The sequence below is a fragment of the Mycobacterium sp. IDUB_17 genome (assembly GCF_055419465.1).
This window is the reverse complement of record NZ_JBVAXS010000006.1, coordinates 464,063-484,457: the sequence shown is the minus strand read 5'-3', so window position 1 is coordinate 484,457 and position 20,395 is coordinate 464,063. Positions and strand designations below refer to the sequence as shown.

The following is a 20,395-nucleotide window of genomic DNA, read 5'->3' as shown; positions in this document are numbered from 1 at the left end:
GTCGGGTGTTGACGGCTCAAGATCCAGTGACCTGGGAGCCGCGGCGCATCGCCGTCGCCGGGGTAACGGGGTCGGGCAAGACAACCCTTGCGACGCGACTGTCGCACGAATTCGACCTTCCGTACGTCGAGATCGACAGCCTCTATCACGGACCCGGGTGGGAACCCCGACCCACGTTCATCTGCGACGTCGAGCAGTTCATCGCGGGGGATTCCTGGGTGATCGAATGGCAGTACCGCGCCGTGCGCAGCCAGATCGTGGCGCGCGCGGACACGCTGCTGTGGCTTGACCTACCGACCGCGGTGGCCCTGCGCCAGTTGACGCGTCGCACCCTTCGCAGACGCGTCGGCCGCGTCGAGTTGTGGAACGGCAATATCGAACCGCCGCTGCGCACAATTTTCACTGACCCGGACCACATCTTGCGCTGGGGCTTTCGCACCCGAAACAACCTCCGCGACACCGTCCCTGCGCTGGGATCGCAGGTGCCCCATCTGCACGTCGTCCGCTTCACGCGCCACCGTGATGTCGAGGCCTGGATGAGCCGCGCTGCTCCCACCTGAACCAAGTCGCCCCGCGGCGCCGCTACCGTGGGGGCGTGACAGCTCAACGACGCGTGGACGCCGATTTTCTGGAGCTGCCCCGGTTCGAGTTGGCTGACGCGGCACTGTCCGCGGCAGCCGCCGCCGGCGCCAGCTACGCCGACCTGCGGATTCACCGCATCACCACCGAGATCATCCAATTGCGCGACGGTGAGTTGGAGATGTCCGTGGTCAACCGCGAAGTCGGCCTGGCGGTGCGGGTGATCGTGGACGGCGCGTGGGGATTCGCCTCCCACGCCGAGCTGGCGCCCGAGGTGGCCGCCGAGACGGCGCGTCGCGCAGTGCAGGTGGCCACGACGCTGGCGTCGTTGAACGCCGAGCGCATCGAATTGGCCGGCGAACCGGTCTACACCGACGTGACCTGGGTGTCGAACTATGGCGTCGACCCCTTCGTCGTCCCCGCCGCCGACAAGATCGGTCTGCTCGGCGAATATTCCGGCCGGTTACTGGCCGCCGACGGCGTGAACCATGTGTCGGCGGGAGTGCATGCGGTCAAGGAGCAGACTTTCTACGCCGATACGTTCGGATCCTCGATCACCCAACAGCGGGTGCGGGTGATGCCGACGATGGAGGCGGTGGCAGTCGACTCGGCCGCCGGGTCGTTCGAGACCATGCGCACGTTGGCCCCGCCGACGGCGCGGGGCTGGGAAGCGCTGGCCGGTGACGACGTGTGGGACTGGACGTCCGAGCTGGCAGAGTTGCCGACCCTGCTCGCCGAGAAGACCAAGGCGCCTTCGGTTGTCGCGGGCCCCACCGACCTGGTGATCGACCCGTCCAACCTGTGGCTGACGATTCACGAATCAATCGGGCACGCCACCGAATACGACCGGGCGATCGGCTACGAGGCGGCCTACGCCGGGACGTCGTTCGCCACTCCGGACAAGCTCGGCAGCATGCGCTACGGCTCGCCGGTGATGAACGTGACCGCCGACCGCACGGTGGAATTCGGCTTGGCCACCGTCGGTTTCGATGACGAGGGAGTGCGGTCGCAGAGCTGGGACCTGGTGCGGGACGGCGTCTTCGTCGGCTACCAGCTGGACCGGGTGTTCGCCCCGCGTCTCGGGCAGGCTCGTTCCAACGGCTGCTCGTATGCCGACTCGCCACACCATGTCCCGATCCAGCGGATGGCCAATGTGTCACTGCAGCCCGGTCCGGAGGACCTGAGCACGCAAGACCTGATCTCGCGGGTGTCCGACGGCATCTACGTCGTCGGCGACAAGTCATGGTCGATTGACATGCAGCGGTACAACTTCCAGTTCACCGGTCAGCGGTTCTATCGGATCCGCGACGGCCGGCTGGACGGTCAGCTCCGAGACGTGGCTTACCAGGCCACCACCACCGATTTCTGGGGTGCGATGGAGGCGGTCGGCGGGCCGTCCACCTGGCGCCTCGGCGGCGCGTTCAACTGCGGCAAGGCCCAGCCCGGGCAGGTGGCCCCGGTCAGCCACGGCTGCCCGAGCGCCCTGTTCCGCGGCATCAACGTACTGAACACCCGGACGGAGGGCGGCCGATGATCGGCGCACAGCAGGTCGTCGACATCGCCTTGGGCGCAGCAGATCCTGGCACGGAAACCATCGTGCTGGTCACCGACCGGGCCGACGCATCGCTGCGGTGGGCGGGCAACTCGATGACCACCAATGGTGAGACGGTCAGCCGCACCATCGCGGTGATCTCGATCGTGCGCCGCGGTGACAAGGCACATGTCGGGTCGGTGCGCTCCACCGAAGTGGACCCGGCGGTGATCCCGGAACTGGTGGCTGCCGCCCAACGGGCCGCGGTGGCGTCGCCCGCGGCGCGCGATGCCGCACCGCCGTTGCCGGGCACCGGGGTGCCGGCCGACTGGGATGCACCGGTCGCGGGCACCGGTGCGCAGGTGTTCACCGGCATCGCCGATGATCTGGCCAAGGGGTTCGCCGGTTCCGACCAGCTCTACGGATATGCCCGCCACGTCATGGAGACGACGTTCCTGGCCACCTCAACCGGCCTGCGCCGGCGCTACACCCAGCCGACCGGGTCGGTGGAGATCAACGCCAAGCGGGACGGGGCGAGCGCCTGGGCCGGGGTGAGCACACCTGATTTCGTTGACGTGCAAGTGGATTCACTGCTCGACGAGTTGTCGCTGAAGCTGGGGTGGGCGCAGCGTACGGTCGAGCTGCCGGCCGGCCGCTACGAGACGCTGATGCCGCCCTCGACCGTGGCCGACATGATGATCTATCTGACCTGGGCGATGGACGGCCGCGGCGCGCAGGAGGGACGTACGGCGCTGTCGGCACCCCGCGGGACCCGGGTGGGGGAGAAGCTCACCGATCTGGGATTGACGCTGTACTCCGACCCGTTCGCGCAGGCGCTGGCCTGCCAACCGTTCGTCGCGGTACCGAGTTCCTCGGAGCGGGTGTCGATCTTCGACAACGGCATGGACATCGACCGGGTGGATTGGATCCGCGACGGGGTGGTCAACGCACTGGCCTATCCAAGGGCCGTGGCCGCCGAATACGGCACACCCGTCGCGGTGCCCGCTGACAATCTGCTGATGACCGGTGGCACAACCGAATTGGCCGATATGATCGCCGGCACCGAACGGGGCCTGCTGTTGACCACGCTGTGGTACATCCGCGAAGTGGACCCGACCGTGCTGCTGCTGACCGGGCTGACCCGTGACGGCGTGTACCTGGTCGAGGACGGCGAGGTGAGCGCCGCGGTAAACAACTTCCGGTTCAACGAGAGCCCGCTGGACCTGTTGCGGCGCGCCACGGAGGCCGGCATCAGCGAGGTCACCCTGCCGCGTGAGTGGGGTGACTGGGCCACCCGCGCGTCCATGCCGACGCTGCGGATCCCGGACTTCCACATGTCCTCGGTGAGCCAGGCGCAATGAGCTAGGGAGGCCGATGTTGTTGGCCCAACGGCAATTCACGGCTTACGGCCCGTCACACTGGGCCGCGATCGCCGTGTTCGTCGTCGGGGCGGTGCTGATGGTCTGGCTCGGACGGCGCCAGAACGAACAGCAGTCACGGGTGTTCGGCCGCATCCTGGGCGCGCTGACAGCCGCGATATACGTCGCGATGCTCGCCTACACGCTCATCCCGCCGTCGATCGAACGGTCCGTGCCATTGCGACTGACCGACCTGGCGACCGTCGTCGGCGCTTACGCGCTGTGGTCGCAGCGGCACTGGGCATTCGTGCTCACCTATTACTGGGGTCTGGTGCTGAGCACGCAGGCGCTGATCTCACCGGTGCTCAAGAGCCCGGATTTCCCGCACTACGAGTTCCTGGCGTTCTGGTCGATTCACCTGATGGTGGTCTGGGCGGCCATCTATTTGACCTGGGGCCGCGGCATGCGTCCCCATTGGCGTGACTATCGACTCGTGGTGGTGGTGACGGTGGTGTGGGCCGGGGTCACCATGGCGTTCAACGGTATTGCGGGAACGAACTATGGCTTCCTCAACGCCAAACCCGCCACCGCGTCGTTGCTCGATCTGATGGGGCCCTGGCCGGTCTACGTCTTGGTGGCCAGTGCGTTGGTGGCTGTGGTGTGGGCGCTCATGACGTGGCCATGGGAGCGTCGGAGTGCTCGCGGCCGTTGAGCCGGTCGTCCCACACCTGGAGCACCTCCGCGGAAGTGCGTGGAGTCGCCAGGCTGACAACGATGTACGTGATCAGGCTGGACACCAGGCCGAAGTAGATGGGCTCGTTGGCCAGCACGTCGCCGACGACGGCCATGGTGCCCAGCGTGACGAGTGTGCCGACCGCCATTGCCGCCAACGCACCGGCACCGGTGGCGCGCTTCCACAGGAAGCCACCGAGAATCGGCACCAGGAGCCCACCGACCAGGATGTCGTAGGCGATGGTCAGGGCGCCGACCACGTCGTTGAGCAACGCGGCGATGACGATGACGATGACGCCGAGGACCGCGACGTAGCGCCGGTCGGAATGCACGTCCACCTCGGGGTTCTCGGCGTGGTCCTGGGTGTCGGGGCTCTTGCCGGCCAGCCGCAGCAGCATCGGTTTGATGTCGGTGCGGGCCACCGTGGCGGTCGCGATCAGTGCGCCCGATGCGGTCGACATCATCGCCGCGACGGCAGCGGCGAGCACGATGCCGCTGATGCCCACGGGCAGAATCGCTTCCGCGATCTGGGCGTACACGTCGTCCTTGGCCTTGACGTCGGGCATGAAGGTCGATGCGGCCAAGCCGATCAACGCCCCGGCGATTCCGTAGAACACGCAGTAGATCGCGGCCGTCGTCCCGCCCCACCGGGCGACCTGCGGCGAACGCGCGGTGAACACCCGCTGCCAGATGTCCTGTCCGATCAGCATTCCGAAGCTGTAGACCACGAAGAACGTGATGATGGTGTCGGTCCCGATCGAGGTGAGGCTGAATACGGCGTCACCGGCACGGTCGCGGATGCCGTCGAAGCCGCCGGCCCGGTGCCAGGTGAACGGCAGCAGCAGGAAGAACACGCCGATGGTCTTGAGGACGAACTGGACCATGTCGGTCAGGGTGATCGACCACATGCCACCGATCGAGGAGTAGAGCATCACCACAACGCCGCCGATGATCACCGAAAGCGTTCTGCCCGTGCCGAACAGCACGTTGAACACCGTCGCGTAGGCGATGGTCGAGGTGACCGACAGCATCAGGGTGTAGGCCGCCATCACCAGCCCGGAGGCCGAGGTCGCGTCGACGCCGTAGCGCAGGCTCAGCATCTGCGCGACGGTGTAGACCCGAAGGCGCTGAATCGGTCCGGCGAAGAACAGGCTCAGCGCCAGCAGGCCGATGGCGATCGCCACCACCAGCCACATGCCCGAAATTCCCCACTTGTAGCCCAGACCCACGCCGCCGACGGTCGAGGCGCCGCCGAGCACGACGGCCGCCATGGTGCCGGTGTACAACGTGGGCCCGAGGCGCCGGCCCGCGACCAGGAAGTCAGCGGAGTCCTTCGTCCGGGTCTTACCCCAGAACCCGAAGGCGAGCATCGCGAGGAGATAGATCACGACGATCGCGATATCGACTGGTTTGCCCACGATGATTCCTTCGGTCAGAGGTGAGTGGGAGCGAACATCTTCAGCACTGCGGGCAGGACAACGACGGCCGGGCCGTCGGTGTCGAATGTGGCGGCCACGATCTCGCCGACGTTGTCGGGCGTGGCGGTGTGCGCGGGGATACCGAAACTCGCCGCGAGGCGGGCGAAGTCGGGTCGGGCCAGTTCGGTGGCGGTTGCGGTGCCGAACTCGGCGGTCATGTACTCGCGAAGGATGCCGTATCCGCCGTCGTCGACGATCAGCCAGGTGACGTTCGCGTCGTGCTGGCGGGCGGTGGCCAGTTCGGCGATGGAGTACATGCCGCCGCCGTCACCGGATACCGCGAACGTGCGCTCGCCCGTGGCGATCGCCGCGGCCAGCGCGGCCGGGAACGCGAAACCCAAACCGCCTGCGCCCTGGGCGGAATGGAACCCACCGTCTTGCGGGTCCCACACCGACCAGGCCCAGTAGCCGGCGATCGTCATGTCCCAGAAGGTGTCGGTGCCCGCTGGCACTGCGGCCCGCAGGTCGGCCATCAGCTGCAGTTCGGTGGCCAGTTCCTGTCCGGCGAGCCTGTCCTGCACAGCTTTCCGCAAGTCGGCGGCCTGGGCAGCACCTGCGGCGTTGTCGCGCGATTCGACCAGCTCGGTCAGCGCGCGCATGGCCTGCGCGGCGTCGGCGTGGATGGCGAGCGCGGGGTGGTTGGCCTCCAGCACGCGCGCCTCGGCGTCGATGTGGATGAGCCGGCCCTGCGGGGCGAATGTGAAGTAGTTACTGGTGACCTCACCCATCGCGGTGCCGACGGCCACCAGCACGTCGGCGTTCTCCAACATCTCGGTGGTGTAGCGGTCCTCGATCCACGAGGCGGCCGACAGTGGGTGGTCGAAGTTGATGGCGCCTTTGCCGCCGACCGTGGAAACCACGGGGGCGCCGAGCTTTTCGGCCAGTGCCACCAACGCCTCTGGTCCGTCGGGGGAGCGCCGGACGCCGCCGCCGGCCAGGATGACCGGCCGCTGCGCGGTATTCAGCAGCGCCGCGGCCTCCTGGATCAGTTCGCGGCGCGGGACACGGTGCGTCGGGGTCACCTCGAGCGCGGCGACCGGCGGTATCGTCGTCGGCTCCAGGAGAACGTCCTGGGGGATCTCCACCCAGGTCGGCCCGGCCGGAGCCGAGCGTGCCAACGTGTAGGCGTCGGCGATCAGGCTGGGGATCTCGGCCGCCTGTCGCACGGTGGCAACGCTTTTGGTGACGTTGACCGCGCTGGCCTTCTGATCGTCGAGTTGGTGCAGCATGCCGCGGCGCAGGCCCATGCCGGAACGCGGTACCTGACTGGCGATCACCAGCACCGGAACCCCGGTGGCGTAGGCCTCCTGCAGCGCGCCGAGCGCGGTCAACGCGCCGGGCCCGGTGGACAGGAACAGCACGCCGACCTCGCCGGTGACCCTGCTGTAGCCGTCGGCGCCGAACGCCGAGTTGTTTTCCACTCGCGAGCTGACGAACGTCAGGTCACTGCGCCGGATGGCGTCGAACAGGCCAAGTGCGTTCTGGCCGGGGATGCCGAACACGTGCGAGACACCGAGCGCGGTAAGGGTTTCGACGACGAGGTCGCCGCCGTTACGCATCGGGCCCCAAGGCCAGCAGGGACACCAGGTCATAGGCGACGTGTGACGCGGCGACACCGGTGATCTCGGCGTGGTCGTAGGCCGGGGCGACCTCGACCACGTCGGCGCCCACCAGGTTCAGTCCGCGGAACCCGCGCAGGATCTCAAGCAGTTCGCGGCTGGTCATGCCGCCGGCCTCGGGGGTGCCCGTGCCGGGAGCGTGTGCCGGGTCGAGTACGTCGATGTCGATCGACACGTAGACGGGCCGGTTGCCGAGGCGCTGGCGGAGTTTGTCGACAACCTCGCGCACGCCTTGGTAGTACACGTCGGACGAGGTGACGATGCCGAACCCGAAACGACGGTCGTCCTCGAGGTCCTTCTTGCCGTACAGCGGTCCGCGGGTACCGACGTGTGACAGCGCCTCGGTGTCGAGGATGCCCTCTTCCACGGCGCGGCGGAATGGCGTGCCGTGGGTGTACTCGGCGCCGAAGTAGGTGTCCCAGGTGTCCAGGTGGGCATCGAAGTGCACCAGCGCGACGGGGCCGTGCTTGGCCGCGGCGGCGCGCAGCAACGGCAGCGCGATGGTGTGGTCACCGCCGATGGTCACCAGCTTGGTGCCGTCGGAGGTGAGGTCGCGGGCCGCACCCTCGATGGTCTCGATCGCCTCGTGGATGTTGAAGGGATTCACGGCGATGTCGCCGGCATCGGCGACCTGGATGAGCTCGAACGGAGACACGTCCATGGCGGGGTTGTACGGGCGCAGCAGGCGCGAGGACTCGCGGACGTGGGTAGGGCCGAACCGGGCGCCGGGTCGGAACGAGACGCCGGAATCGAAGGGCACCCCGGCCACGACCACGTCGGCTTTGGTCACCTGGTCGAGACGGGGCAGGCGGGCGAAGGTGGCCGGGCCGGCGAAGCGCGGGACCTTCGATGCGTCGACTGGGCCGATCGGGGCGGTCATGCTGTCACTTCCTCTGCGTTGTGGTGCGTTCAGGTCTGTCGTCACTCGCGGCCGTGACGATCCTTGCCCGAGGTCAATGTGATGTGCGTTACGGTAAACCCGCAGTTCAGGACATGCAATCGATTCGATCGTGACGCTGGGGTTAAAAGTATTGATATGCCGGGAGCGGGTGTTGTTTAGAGCACAAGACTCGGCATCTGATGGATCGGGCGATCTTTCTGCCGGTAGAATTGCGAGGAAAATTTTTCCGACCGATTTCAGGCGGTGCCCCGTTGGACGAGGTGGACGAGGCGATCATCAGCCTCCTTGAGGGTGACGGGCGGCTGACTCACCGCGATATCGCCCAGCGCGTGGGATTGTCACGATCGGCGGCGGCGGCCCGGACACAGCGCCTCATCGACGGCGGGCAGGTGGTGATCCGCGGTGTCGTGCATCCGGCGGTGCTCGGCCGTGGAGCCCTGGCCCACGTCAGCGTGATGGTCGACGGACCGGTGGCGCGGATCGCGGCGGTGCTGGCGCAGCGCGTCGACGTCGCGTTCCTGTCGCTGACGAGCGGTGCGTACGGGTTGATCGCCGAGGTGCGGGTCGGGTCGATCCGAGACATCGACGGCGTGATCGCCGAGTTGCGCGCGATGGCAGGTGTCGTGGGTGTCGACACGCTCACCTACGTCGAGGTGCTGCGCGACGTCGTCGGGCCGGTCGGTGACGTCAGCGTCGAGGTCGATGATCTGGATCTGGCCCTGCTGCGTGCGCTTCAGGATGACGGACGGGCCTCCTACGTGGATCTTGCCGAGACGGTGGGACTTTCACCCGCGGGAGCGCGACGGCGGGTGGTCCGGTTGGTCGAATCGCAGGTGGTGCGAATCGGTGCGGTGGTCCGGCATTCCGGGCAGGACCGCCAGAGCGCGCTCGGGCTCGGTATCCGGCTGACCGGAGCGGGGGGCGAAGTGGTGTCGGCGCTGCTGGGGATGCGATCGGTGATCTTCGTGGCCCGCACGCTGGGCCGGTTTGACCTGTTGGTCACGGTGCGGGCGTTCTCGGCCGCGCAGTTGGTCGAGATCCTCGATGCCGTGCGTGCGCTGCCCGGCGTCGGTGTCGTCGACAGCTGGGTCCATCTGGACGTGGTCAAGGAGAGTTATGCCTCCGGTCTGGAGGTGTTGGAACGGGAGCCCGGGTAATCGCACAACGGCGCCGGTGTTGATGGATACTGCCGGTGTGTCTGCCGATGTGCTCACTGAGTTGACGGGTCTGGTCGCGGTATCGCCGCCGAGGCTGGGCGCTATCAATGCCGCGGTGCGTGAGGTTTGTGCCTCGACGCTGGGGTTGCCGCCGCTGCCGGCCGAGACCCGCGGCGGCGCCGTCGACCCGATGGTGACCGAATTCGCCGAGCAGTTCAGTACCGACGTCACCGGCATCAACAACGCGCATCGGGCTGCGTTCTCCGATCTTCTCGGGCGTGACGTGTTCACGGTGACGACGCTGATCTATGTGGCCGACTTCGTGCCGCGGATGCGCGCCGGGCTGACCGCCCTGGGAGTGGACTGGCCTGCCGGCCCCGTCGACTGGGACCACGACACCAATCCGTCGGACTACCTGCTGGACACCTTCGTTCCCGCTGTCGGTCGGATGCGCGAACTAGACCCGGTGACCTCCGAGATCGTGCGGCTGCGCGGGGCCCGCCAGCACAACTGCAGGCTGTGCAAGTCGCTGCGGGAGTCCGCGGCGCTGGAGGCCGGGGCCACCGAGTCCGACTACGACGGTATCGACGACTTCGAGAACTCGGACCTGTCCGATCGACACAAAGCCGCGCTGCGCTATGTCGACGCACTCATCTGGACCCCGTCCCAGGTGTCCGGTGACGAACTACGTCAACACTTTTCACCGGACGAGGCGATCGAGTTGACCCTCGACGTGATGCGCAACGCGTGCAACAAGGTCGCTGTCGCATTGGGCGCGGATGCCGCGCGCGTCGACGCGGGCACCGAGGAATACCGGCTGGGCGCCGACGGGCAGCCGATCTACAGCTAGCCCAGGCTCGGCGAGCCGTCCCACAGTTCCGCGTACGTAACGTGGTGGCGGAAATTCTCGAGAATTTCCGCCACCACGCTACGAGCGTGAACCGCGTTGGCCTCCGGCACTCGGGCGGGGCGCTAGCCCAGGTTCAAACCGGTGTAGATCTGGTCGAGCACCGTGGGCAGTAGCGCGTTGGCCGTCGTCTTGCCTTCCGGCGACAGTGTCAGGTTCGTCCAGATCACCAGCGTCACATCGTTATCCGGATCCACCCCGATGAACGAGTTGAACCCCGGCATCTCTCCGCCGTGGTAGTACATCGCCGCGTGCGGGCCGAATCGCTGAAAGCTGATGCCGTAGCCGTACTGCTGGCCGTCGGGGTGGTCCGGATCCTCGGGGCGCAGGCTCTCGCGCCATCGCTGGGTGAACTGGTCGTCGAACACGGCGCCGGTGACGAGCGCCCGGATCCAGATCGCCAGGTCGTCGGCGGTGGAGATGGCACCGCCGGCCGCGGTGGCATACGACGGGTTCTGATGGGTGTAATCGATCGGCTGCAGCGTGCCGGCTCGTGCGGCTGCCACCAGATCCGCTGGATAGGGCTCATCGACCAACGCGTACAACGTCTTTCCGTACATGTACCCGTGCGAGTAGGGCTGCGGCAAGGACGTGTCGTTTGCCGCGGGCAACGTGGTGTCGTGCATGCCGAGCGGACTGAACAAGCGACGGGTGAACTGCTCGGCCAGTGGCGAGCCACCGGCCTTCTCCGCGACCAGGCCCAGCAGCGCGTAGTTGGTGTTGCAGTATTCATACGTGGTGCCGGGTGGCGCATTCGGTGGATGGGAGAACGCGATGGCCAGCACCTGTGCCGGGGTCCAGGCCTTGGCCGGGTCGGCGTCGAGCTGGGCGGAGAGTTCGGGGTCGAACGTGTAGCAGTACAGCCCGCTGCGCATCGTCAGCAGATCGGCCAGGGTGATGGCGCTGCCGTTGGGGACGTGGGGCACATACTCCGAGATCGGATCGTTCAGCGTGACCTTGCCGCCCTGGGCCAGCAGCAGGATCAGAGCGGCCGTCATGGTCTTGGTGTTGGACGCGACTCGGAAGCGGGTATCGGATTGCGGCGGTGAGCTTGTCCCCAGTTCGGTGGTTCCGGCCTTGGCGATGAAGGTGCCCTGCGGGGTCTGCAGCAACACCAATGCCCCCGGCACGCGCAGCGTGGTGGCGGCGTTCTCCACGATCGTCTGAAAGCGGTCGCCGTCGATGGATTTGAGGGCAGGTGGGGCGGGCGCTGAACAGCCCACGATGGCCAATGCCGTTGCCACGATCAGGCGCGACGCCTTCATCGCTTCATCGTCTCGCTTGGTGCGCTGGGTTACGCCGTTTTCGACCTCACGGTTGTGCGCTCGCCGAAATCACAGCACTCCCGTCGCAAACGGCGCGAGCAATTCCAGAACGCCGTCGACTTCGGCTTCGGTGGTCGCCCACGAACAGACGAACCGCACCGTGGGCAGCAACGGGTCGGGGCGGTGGACGGCATAGCCGGCCGAAACCGCGTCGTAGGCAGTGGAATCGAGGTCGACGAATATCTCGTTGGCTTCCGTGGGGGCGGTCAACGTCAGGCCGAGTGTCTGGAAGCCCGCGCTGAGCCGGGTGGCCATCAGGTTGGCGTGGCCGGCCGTCCGCAGCCACAACTCGTCGCGCATGATCGCCTCGAACTGGGCCGCGATGAAACGTTGCTTGCTGGCAAGCTGACCGATCTGCTTCTGCACGAAGTGAATTCCGTCGAACAACTCGGGGCGGCGCACCAGGATCGCGTCGCCCATCAACATGCCGTTCTTGGTGCCGCCGACGGTGACGATGTCCGCGTCGGCGATGGCGGCCGGGGGAGAGACATCCAGCGCGGCAATCGCATTGCCGAGGCGGGAGCCGTCGATGTGGACGAGCAGATCGAGATCGTGGGCGTGGTCGATGAAGTCCTTGATGGCTTGTGGCGTCCAGACGCGGCCGTTCTCGGTGGACTGGGTGATGGTGACGATGCGCGGCTGTGAGTGGTGCACCGGCCCGCGGCGTGCCACCGCGGTGTCGAGCGCGGCCGGGACGATCAGACCGTTGTCGCTGGGCAGCTTTGTCACCGGGGCACCGGAGAGGCGGACGGGGCCGCCGGCCTCGTCGACCAGTGAGTGCGCGATATCGCTGCACAGGATCTCCTGCCACGGCCGCACGGCGGAGGCCAGCGCGATGACGTTGGCCGCCGTGCCGGTGAGCGCGAACAGCACCTCGGCGTCGGGGGAGTCGAACGCTGTCTTGATGGCCCCGGCCGCGCGCTGGGTGACGGGATCGTTCCCGTAGGAGGCGACGGCACCGTCGTTGGCCGCGACGATCGCGTCGATCACCGTCGGGTGTGCGGTTGCGGCGTTGTCCGAGGCGAACGCATGAGAAGGCACGTTCGCCATGATCCCACCGGCAAGCGTTACTTCGAGGCGACCTTCTTCTTGATGAACAGCGCCGGCAACACCACCGTGGCCACGGCGGTGACCAGCCAGACCACCACCGTGGCGGCGATCCAGGAGCCGATGCCGCGGATGCTGAGGCCGTGGGTGAGCGCCGAGGCCAGGACCAGCGCGATCAGGGTGGAGACCAACCCGATGCCACCCAGGAATGCCGACGCGTAGCGGCTGGCCATCTTGAGGAAGAACGGCGACAGGATCGCCTGTGCGACGGCGAAGATCACCACCGCGGTGATGAAGCCCCACGCCGACACCGAGACCCCGGGAACCAGCCAGGCGGCGACGAGCAACCCGATCGCCGATGAGCCCAGGAAGATCGCTATGCGCAGCAGAAAGCGGATCATGGGGTGAGCGTATCCGCGCCAGGCCTGCCTGTGGCCCCTGATTGGCGTCTGTGCCTGCAGCGTGTGCGACCATATTGCGGCGCAGATGCGCCCGGGGGCGGTAGCTCAGTTGGTCAGAGCCGGGGACTCATAATCCCTTGGTCGCGGGTTCGAGCCCCGCCCGCCCCACTCAACAGCCTCTCCGACATCGAGATTGATGGTGTTTCGGTAACGGTTTCGGAAAGTCTTCGACCGTTATGACAAATGTTCTGCGTGAAGTGTGCCTTCGCTGTTTCCCTGGATTTATCCATTACGGGTCAACACACCGTGACCAGATGTGCCGGCGCAGAAATGGGGGAACGACGAATGCGCATTGCGATCACCACGGTCACCATCGTCGCTGCTTGCGCCCTTGCCGCGGGCTGCGGTCAATCAACGGAACAAGCGGCGGAGAATACGCCGACCACGCCGATGATCACGTCGTTTCCTCCGACACCACTGAGGCAGAAAACGCTGCCTCGATTGTTGCTTTCGGCAGAACAGATCAACGCGGCATTGGCCGCAGGAGGAATGGCCGTCACGGGTACCGACTCGCAAATGTCTGACGACAGCCGGACGATGGCACCCCGCGAGTGCCTCGCGGTCGACGGTGCCGCACAGGCGCCCGTGTATGCCGACAGTGGCTTCACCGACGAGCAAGAGGTGACGTTGGGGGAGCCGGACGTCCTCACTCACTACGCCAAGCAGGCGGTGGTTCGATTCGCGGACGCTGATCAGGCCAAGGCGTTCTATGACTCCTCGGTACAACAGTGGCCGGCGTGCAAGCGCTACACCCACACCCAGACCGGCACTCTGTGGGACGTGGGTCCCATGTCCACCGAAGGTGGCGTGTTGAGCACGGTGACAACCCAGTCCAACGCCAAGGCAGGCGGGTGGGCTTGCGGTCGGGCGTTGACCGCGAACAACAACATCGTGGTCGACGTCAACACCTGCAGCGCCAACCCGGCCGATTCGGCTGTCAAGATCGTCAAACAGATCTCCGCGCGGATCGATGCACCGCCGATTGTTTCCTAGGCCGGAGCCTAGAGGGAGAGCAATGCGCAGCGAAAGGTGTTGTACAACGGCTGGTCTCGCTATCAGCCCAGGACGGTGACCACGCCAAGTGCTACTACACACGAGATGACGACTGCAGTAACCACCGAATATGCGATTACGCTCCCTCGGCGCAATGTCATTTCTTCCATGAGGTTTTCGTCGCGTCCAATGGCGATCATGACGCACAGCAGCGGGATGAGCAGTACCGCGTTGAGGACCTGAGTGGCGACCAAGATGGTCACCAATGGAATCCCAGGGATCACCACGACGAGCGCTCCCACCGCAGTCACCAGGGCAAATGTGAGATAGAACGTTCTGGCCTGCCGGTACCCGTCGTCCAAGGCGGCCTCGAAGCCGCTGTATTCGCACACTGAATATGCCGTTGACAGCGGCAAGACCGAGGCGGCCAACAGGGCCGCTCCGATGAGGCCGCCGGCGAACAACGTGGCCGCGGCGTTGCCCGCCAACGGCTGCAGGGCGATCGACGCATCGGCGGCATCGCTGATGGTGCGTCCGCTGCGATGCAGGGTGGCGGCGCACGCGACGACGACGAAGAACCCGATGACCCCGGTGAGTAGGGCGCCGATGATGACGTCGACGCTTTCGAGTTTGAGGTCCTCGGCGCGCAACTTCTTGTCCACGGCATAGGACTGGATGAATGACAGACCCCACGGTGCGAGCGTCGTCCCGACAGTTGCAGTGACGATGGCTATCGCACCGCTGTCGAACGGCATCGTGGGCACCAGCAGCCCCTGGGCCGCATCGGTCCAGTCCGGCTTGGCGAGAATACCGGAGAGCACATAGGCCAGCAGCACGGTCGACAGCGCCAACAGCACACGCTCGACCCGATGAAAACTGCCCCGCAGCACCAGGACTGAGACCGCTAGTGCCGCGACTGGGACGCTGATGTAGCGGGCGATGCCGAAGAGTTCAAAGCCCGCCGCCACACCGGCGAACTCAGCGCTGATGGTGCCGACATTCGCGACCACCAGCGCCAGCAGGACGACCGCCCCGATACGTACGCCATAGCGCTGGCGTACCAAGCCGATCAACCCTTGGCCGGTAACAACTCCCATCCGCGCCGCTAGTCCGTGGAACATCACCAGAGCGACCGTGGACAGCAGCAACACCCACAGCAGTTGATACCCATAGCTGGCACCCAATACCGAGTAGGTGGTGATGCCTGCGGGATCATCGTCGGACAGGCCGGCAAGTAGCCCCGGTCCTACAACCAGCAGAAGTGCGGAAAGTGTGAGCCGACGCTTCACTGCGGCGAGCCCGTTGCCTCGTGGCGGCGCCGGGGCCATACGTGGGACCGCAATAGCGGCCGATTGTGCCGCATGTATCGGTGAGCCAGCCGGCCGCGCCAATGTGCCCGATGATGCTCTGGCATGGCCTCGATGACGTCAGCCGCTGCCGATTCGGTCATAGCGCGAAGCATCCGCTCGCCGGTGACGGGGTGACTGACGCGGATCACGTCAGCTGCTACCAGAGGCCCTTTGGCCGTGAGGATCTCGGTGGCAGATTCCGTGTCGAGGCGGGCGACAAGGTTGGCCAGGCCGCGCGCATCCAACAGATGGATGGCTGCGCGGGGCGTAGCCAACTGCACGGCATGTCCTCGGTCGGAGGTGAAGTGGACATCAGCCCAAGCAAGGGTGTCGGGCGTCAATCGAGAGACGAGCTGCCTGAGGCCGAGCCGTCTCAGGACTGCGCCGAATCCCACTTCGACACCGACAGGTTGGACGCGGCCGTCGTTTCGGCGCGCGAGTACCACGTCGGCGACTCGTGCAAGCCGCTGGCCGGTGATGTCGACGACCTGTGTGTCGAGAACATCTCGTACAAGCCGAATTTCGTCGGCTTCCAGCGTGGAATCACCGGAGGCGTGAGCCATCGCGGAGGCGTTCGAGGCGAGCCGGATCGTGTGTTGTTGAATCGACGCGACGCTCGTCCAGGGCAGCAACAGGCCGCGACCGTGCCCAGCGTGAACGAGGATGCGGTCGACGACGACATCGTCTGAACCGAGACGTACGGTCAGATCGGCAAGACTGCCCAGCACGTGCCCGTCGTCGTCGATGACGTCGCGCCCGACGGTTTCGGTGAGTAACAGCACGCCATCAGCATGCCGGGTAGACCGTTGGGCCGTATGACGAACGTCGACGCGGTGGCCCCAAGGGCCCACCGCGTCGACGGGTTCGCGCTAGAACCAGACCTTTCGCCCGCCGACCGGACGTCCGACGGCTCCGAGGATCCACAGGATGATCCCGATCACCAGGAGGATGCCGCCGATCGTGTACAGGATCGAGATGCCGGCGAAGTAGCCGATCAACAGAAGAATGATGCCGAGCACGATCATGGTCAATCCGTTCGACGTAGGAAACCTCTCGGGTCTGTCGCCCGAAGTAATTGCCATGTTCGTCGATTTTCAAACGTGCAGCCCCGCCAGCCCAGAGCCGTGCGCCGAATTCCGAGGTCAACGCCTATCTTTGGGCGATAGCATCCTCGACCATGGCGAATCTGCACCGGCGGACGGTGTTGCTCGGAGCGGGGGCGTTGGTCGGACTGGCCGGGGCAACGGCCGTCGGTACCGGGCAGGCTCACGCCGAGCCTGCGCCCAGTGACGTCGACCTTGCGCTGTTGCGGCGCACTTTCGCCTTGGCGCAGGACGCCCGGCGGAGCGGCAGCGCGCCCTACGGTGCGCTGGTCGCCGATGCCGACGGCATGGCGGTTGTCGAGCGCGCCAACACATCGGCACTGACTGATGGTGACCCGACCCAGCACGCTGAGCTGACGGCCTCCGCGGAGGCATGGCGTGTGCTGGGCGCCGACGGGATGAATCATGCGACGCTGTATGCCAGCACCGAGCCGTGTGTCATGTGCTCCGGGGCCGCCTACTGGACGGGGATCGGCAGGGTCGTCTATGGCCTGTCGGTGGGTCGCTTGTTCGAGTTCACGGGCGACAACCCGAAGCAGGGCTCGTTCGCGCTGCCGTGCCGGGACATTCTTCTGCATGGCCAGCGTGGGATCACGGTGATCGGACCGCTGCTCGAAGATGAAGCAGCACAACCTCATGAGGGTTATTGGCGTTAGAGCCAGGCCTCGTTGTCATGCCGGCGGCGGCGCTGGCGGTGGCGGCGGAGGTGGGGCCGGCAGGGTTATCGGCGGCAGCCCGGGAATCTCGATGACGTTGGGCGGCGGGGGAGGCCCCAGCTCATTGAGCATTGGTGGCGGCGGAATGTCGGGGCCGGGAACATAGACCGGCGGCGGCGGAGGCACATAGCCCGTGCTGGTGTTGATCGTGATGATCGAGCCGGGAATGGTCCTGCCGCTCGGCGTTGTCCCGACCACCGAACCCTTGGTCGCGTCGTTGTTGACGGGCGTGGGCTTGTCGGCGACGCGGAAACCAGCGTCCAGCAAGCGCTTACGCGCGTCGTCGAACTTCATTCCGGTCACACTCGGCACTTCGCCGCCGGGGCCGCCGTCCACATAGCGCGGATCGGTGGGAGGCAGGGCCACGGGGCCGAAGTCGTCGGCGATGGGACTCATTGCGGCATACCAGGTCAAAGCCGGCTCCGTACCGCCGAACAGAGTGCCGTCACCGCATTTGCGCAAGGGGTAGGAGCACAGCCCCGACGGGTTCGAGGAGTCATCGAAGACGTAGTTCGCGGCCGCGTACCGATTGGTGAAACCGACGAAGCCCGATGACCGGTGGGCCTCGGTGGTGCCGGTCTTCCCGGACATCGGCAGCTTCCAGCCGACCGAACTCGCTGCGCCGGCGGCGGTTCCGCTCGAATGATCCTTGGCCAGCGCGTTGGCCAACGTGTTGGCAAGGCCTTCGGGTACCGCCTGGTCACAGGGGACGGTCTGCACACCCACTTCGCGGCCGTTCCGATCGAAGATCTTGTCGATCGGGTTCGGTGGGCACCAGGTGCCGCCGGAGGCAAGTGTCGCCCCGACATTCGCCAGCTCGAGTGCGTTCAGCTCGAGTGGACCGAGGGTGAAGGATCCGATGTTCTGCCGCTTGACGAAATCGGCGATGCTCTCGTTGGAGTCGGGGTTGTAATCGCGGGCACTGCCCGGTTCGGCATAGGACCGCAATCCCAATCGGACCGCCATGTCCACCGCACGCGGCACCCCGATCTGTGAGATGAGTTTGGCGAACGCGGTATTGGGCGATTGCGCGAGGGCGTCGGTGACACTCAGTGGGCTCTTGAAACCGTGCGCGTTGCGCACACACCAGGTTTCCTTGGGGCAACCGGGGGTGTCGCTGCTTCCCAGGCCCTTGCCCATGAATGTTCCGGGGACATCGAGTTGAGCGTTGATGCCCATTCCCATATCGAGAGCCGCGGCCGTGGTGAAGATCTTGAATATCGACCCGGCGCCGTCACCGGCCAGCGAAAAGGGTTGCGGCTGCACGGTCTGGTTGGCATCGAGGTTGAGTCCGTACGTGCGGCTGTCGCCCATCGCGATCACCCGGTGGGTGTCCTTGCCCGGCGTGATCACGCTCATCACGCTCGCGACCCCGGGGGCGTTGGGGTCTGCATATTTCAGGATGGCCGCATTGACACTGTCCTGAACCTTGGGATTCAGCGTGGTGCGGATCAGATACCCGTTGCGCGCGACGTCCTGCATGGTCAGGCCGGCGCGCGCCAGGTAATTCAGGACGTACTCGCAGAAGAAGGCGCGGTCGCCCGCGGCGATGCAGCCCTGCGGAAGCGGGTCGGCCTGGGGGAGCACACCCAGCGGCGTCGCCTTCGCGGCGCGCAGCTCCTCGGCCCGGTCCGGCAGATAGTCGATCAGGGTGTCGAGCACGAGGTTGCGCCGGGCGAGGGCGCCGTCCGGGTTGGTGTAGGGGTTCAGCGCGCTGGTGGACCGCACCACACCGGCCAACAGGGCGGCCTGCGGCCACGTGAGGTCCGCGGCATCGACACCGAAGTAGGTGCGCGCCGCGTCCTGAACCCCGAAGGCGCCGTTGCCGAACGACACGAGGTTCAGATACCGGGCCAAGATCTCCCCCTTCGGGAGGGTCTTGTCCATCGCCAGCGCTATCCGGATCTCCCGGAGCTTGCGGGCGGGGCTGACCTCGACTGCCGCCCGCCGCTCGGCATCGGTTCTCGCCTTGACCAGCAGGTTGTAGTTCTTGACGTACTGCTGCTCGATCGTCGACCCGCCGCGCACATCGTCGATTCCCCGCATGTACCCGAAGAGCCCGTTCAGTGTTCCCTGGACGTCCACCCCGCTGTGCTCGGCGAAGCGCTTGTCTTCCACCGACACGATCGCCAGCTTCATGGTGTCGGCGATCCGATCGATGGGCACCGCCCACCGACGCTGTTCGTAGAGCCACGCGATCGGCTGGCCCGAGGCGTCGACCATCGTGGTGACGATCGGCGCGTCCCCTTTGAGAACTTCCGCGGAATCCTGTGCCACCGTGTCGGACAGCCGCGCCGTCATGATCCCGATACCGCCGACGACGGGGAACATCAACACCGCCGCAAGCAATCCGGCCAGCACACAGTGCATGGCCAGCTTGGCAACCGTGGACCGCGAACCCGCGGGCGGGCCGGACATGCCCTCTAGCGTAAGGCGATCAACAGCCAGCTATGGGTAGATCGCACGCAACACGTTGGCTACGTTGTGATTTCGAAACGCCGGAATGTCGACCCTAATGGGCTGCCGACACATGACATCCGCGGCGGTCGGTTCTTCGGCGCCTCGGTGCGCAACTGGCGCCGAAGGGCGTCGCTAACGATCGCCGCGACTGCAGTTGGGATTCGCCGGCTTGGCGGGCCAGGTGCACACGTCGATGTAGGTGGTGTTGGCATATCCACCGCCGTCGAACACGCCGTAGGCGTCGCCGTGCGTGCCGGTGTAGGTCGCCCCACCGCCCCCGCCGCCGCTGGAGGAGATGATCGTGGTGAGGGCCCAGCCCTTGCCCTGCAGCGCGTTCTTGTACCCGGTCATCACGGCATCGGGCGTGCCGTTGACCTGGTAATGCAGGTGAATTCCGCCGTCGGCGATGTTGTCGGGCCCTTTGGTCTGCTGGACGTCGGCCGGGGTCGGCAACAGCGACGTCAGTGATTCCCCGCTTGCAGCCGCGGTGGTGGTGACAGTGGCGGCCGGGGGCGCTGTCGTGGTCGTGGCCTCGGCCTTCTCGGTCACCGGGCTGCACGCGGTGGCGGCCAGGCCGATCGCCATTGCCCCGATCAGGCAGGTTGTGGTGTGCTTCGTCATCGGCATCCCCGTTCGTCTTGCCGCACGGTACCAACGCGGGCAAAGGCGGTTGGACGAT

19 protein-coding genes and 1 tRNA gene are annotated in these 20,395 nt (G+C 66.3%); 10 read left to right on the top strand and 10 right to left on the bottom strand.

Annotated elements, in window-relative coordinates; genetic code table 11:
• The first annotated feature begins 5 nt into the window (after positions 1-5).
• From ACZYZ7_RS25700 to ACZYZ7_RS25685, 4 genes are read left to right on the top strand one after another with little or no spacing between them, the layout of a single operon-like run.
• Positions 6-560 carry a P-loop NTPase family protein gene (locus tag ACZYZ7_RS25700; RefSeq protein WP_135456065.1) on the top strand — a complete coding sequence of 185 codons (555 nt, stop codon included), beginning with the start codon at positions 6-8 and terminating at the stop codon, positions 558-560.
• A gap of 35 nt (positions 561-595) precedes the next feature.
• Positions 596-2,113, top strand: a complete 1,518-nt coding sequence (locus ACZYZ7_RS25695; RefSeq protein WP_463742130.1) for a TldD/PmbA family protein — start codon at positions 596-598, stop codon at positions 2,111-2,113.
• On the top strand, positions 2,110-3,471 hold the full coding sequence (locus ACZYZ7_RS25690) for a metallopeptidase TldD-related protein (protein WP_463742129.1): 1,362 nt from the start codon (positions 2,110-2,112) through the stop codon (positions 3,469-3,471). Before ACZYZ7_RS25695 ends, ACZYZ7_RS25690 begins: the two co-directional genes overlap by 4 nt.
• A gap of 13 nt (positions 3,472-3,484) precedes the next feature.
• The gene (locus ACZYZ7_RS25685; RefSeq protein ID WP_463742128.1) at positions 3,485-4,180 is read left to right on the top strand and encodes a YwaF family protein; all 696 of its coding nucleotides are present in this window, start codon (positions 3,485-3,487) and stop codon (positions 4,178-4,180) included.
• Here ACZYZ7_RS25685 and ACZYZ7_RS25680 read toward each other — a convergent pair.
• From ACZYZ7_RS25680 to speB, 3 genes are read right to left on the bottom strand one after another with little or no spacing between them, the layout of a single operon-like run.
• The gene (locus ACZYZ7_RS25680; RefSeq protein ID WP_463742127.1) at positions 4,137-5,618 is read right to left on the bottom strand and encodes a sodium:solute symporter family protein; all 1,482 of its coding nucleotides are present in this window, start codon (positions 5,616-5,618) and stop codon (positions 4,137-4,139) included. The two genes, ACZYZ7_RS25685 and ACZYZ7_RS25680, sit on opposite strands and share 44 nt — an antisense overlap.
• A gap of 14 nt (positions 5,619-5,632) precedes the next feature.
• Complete coding sequence (locus tag ACZYZ7_RS25675) at positions 5,633-7,237, bottom strand: thiamine pyrophosphate-binding protein (RefSeq protein ID WP_463742126.1); 1,605 nt, start codon at positions 7,235-7,237, stop codon at positions 5,633-5,635.
• Complete coding sequence (gene speB, locus ACZYZ7_RS25670; protein ID WP_135456052.1) at positions 7,230-8,177, bottom strand: agmatinase; 948 nt, start codon at positions 8,175-8,177, stop codon at positions 7,230-7,232. The genes ACZYZ7_RS25675 and speB overlap by 8 nt, the downstream gene beginning before the upstream one ends.
• A gap of 272 nt (positions 8,178-8,449) precedes the next feature.
• On the opposite strand from speB, the gene ACZYZ7_RS25665 reads away from it, so the two are divergent.
• Positions 8,450-9,355 carry an Lrp/AsnC family transcriptional regulator gene (locus ACZYZ7_RS25665; protein WP_463742125.1) on the top strand — a complete coding sequence of 302 codons (906 nt, stop codon included), beginning with the start codon at positions 8,450-8,452 and terminating at the stop codon, positions 9,353-9,355.
• Between the two features lie 22 nt (positions 9,356-9,377).
• Complete coding sequence (locus tag ACZYZ7_RS25660; protein ID WP_463742145.1) at positions 9,378-10,205, top strand: carboxymuconolactone decarboxylase family protein; 828 nt, start codon at positions 9,378-9,380, stop codon at positions 10,203-10,205.
• Between the two features lie 122 nt (positions 10,206-10,327).
• Here ACZYZ7_RS25660 and ACZYZ7_RS25655 read toward each other — a convergent pair whose 3' ends face one another.
• From ACZYZ7_RS25655 to ACZYZ7_RS25645, 3 genes are all read right to left on the bottom strand, one after another.
• A complete protein-coding gene (locus ACZYZ7_RS25655) occupies positions 10,328-11,527 on the bottom strand; it encodes a serine hydrolase domain-containing protein (protein ID WP_463742124.1) in 1,200 nt (399 codons plus the stop codon).
• 69 nt (positions 11,528-11,596) lie between these two features.
• Positions 11,597-12,637 carry a threonine aldolase family protein gene (locus ACZYZ7_RS25650; RefSeq protein WP_463742123.1) on the bottom strand — a complete coding sequence of 347 codons (1,041 nt, stop codon included), beginning with the start codon at positions 12,635-12,637 and terminating at the stop codon, positions 11,597-11,599.
• A 17-nt stretch (positions 12,638-12,654) separates the two neighbouring features.
• Positions 12,655-13,035, bottom strand: coding sequence for a phage holin family protein (locus ACZYZ7_RS25645; RefSeq protein ID WP_167857893.1), 381 nt, complete (start codon positions 13,033-13,035; stop codon positions 12,655-12,657).
• 94 nt (positions 13,036-13,129) lie between these two features.
• On the opposite strand from ACZYZ7_RS25645, the gene ACZYZ7_RS25640 reads away from it, so the two are divergent.
• A tRNA-Ile gene (locus ACZYZ7_RS25640) sits at positions 13,130-13,203 on the top strand.
• Between the two features lie 75 nt (positions 13,204-13,278).
• Complete coding sequence (locus ACZYZ7_RS25635; RefSeq protein WP_463742122.1) at positions 13,279-14,088, top strand: sensor domain-containing protein; 810 nt, start codon at positions 13,279-13,281, stop codon at positions 14,086-14,088.
• Between the two features lie 62 nt (positions 14,089-14,150).
• On the opposite strand, the gene ACZYZ7_RS25630 is transcribed toward ACZYZ7_RS25635, so the two are convergent.
• Complete coding sequence (locus ACZYZ7_RS25630; RefSeq protein ID WP_463742121.1) at positions 14,151-15,416, bottom strand: NRAMP family divalent metal transporter; 1,266 nt, start codon at positions 15,414-15,416, stop codon at positions 14,151-14,153.
• A 41-nt stretch (positions 15,417-15,457) separates the two neighbouring features.
• On the opposite strand from ACZYZ7_RS25630, the gene ACZYZ7_RS25625 reads away from it, so the two are divergent.
• Complete coding sequence (locus tag ACZYZ7_RS25625) at positions 15,458-16,126, top strand: hypothetical protein (protein ID WP_450070773.1); 669 nt, start codon at positions 15,458-15,460, stop codon at positions 16,124-16,126.
• Between the two features lie 180 nt (positions 16,127-16,306).
• Here the strand turns inward: ACZYZ7_RS25625 and ACZYZ7_RS25620 are convergent, their stop codons facing one another.
• Positions 16,307-16,462, bottom strand: coding sequence for a hypothetical protein (locus ACZYZ7_RS25620; RefSeq protein ID WP_090431476.1), 156 nt, complete (start codon positions 16,460-16,462; stop codon positions 16,307-16,309).
• Between the two features lie 152 nt (positions 16,463-16,614).
• Between ACZYZ7_RS25620 and ACZYZ7_RS25615 the strand changes: the two genes are divergently transcribed.
• A complete protein-coding gene (locus ACZYZ7_RS25615) occupies positions 16,615-17,196 on the top strand; it encodes a nucleoside deaminase (RefSeq protein ID WP_450070772.1) in 582 nt (193 codons plus the stop codon).
• Between the two features lie 15 nt (positions 17,197-17,211).
• On the opposite strand, the gene ponA2 is transcribed toward ACZYZ7_RS25615, so the two are convergent.
• Together ponA2 and ACZYZ7_RS25605 are read right to left on the bottom strand one after the other, a co-directional pair.
• The gene (gene ponA2 / locus ACZYZ7_RS25610; protein WP_463742120.1) at positions 17,212-19,674 is read right to left on the bottom strand and encodes a transglycosylase/D,D-transpeptidase PonA2; all 2,463 of its coding nucleotides are present in this window, start codon (positions 19,672-19,674) and stop codon (positions 17,212-17,214) included.
• 174 nt (positions 19,675-19,848) lie between these two features.
• On the bottom strand, positions 19,849-20,337 hold the full coding sequence (locus tag ACZYZ7_RS25605) for a hypothetical protein (protein ID WP_463742119.1): 489 nt from the start codon (positions 20,335-20,337) through the stop codon (positions 19,849-19,851).
• Positions 20,338-20,395: the final 58 nt, after the last annotated feature.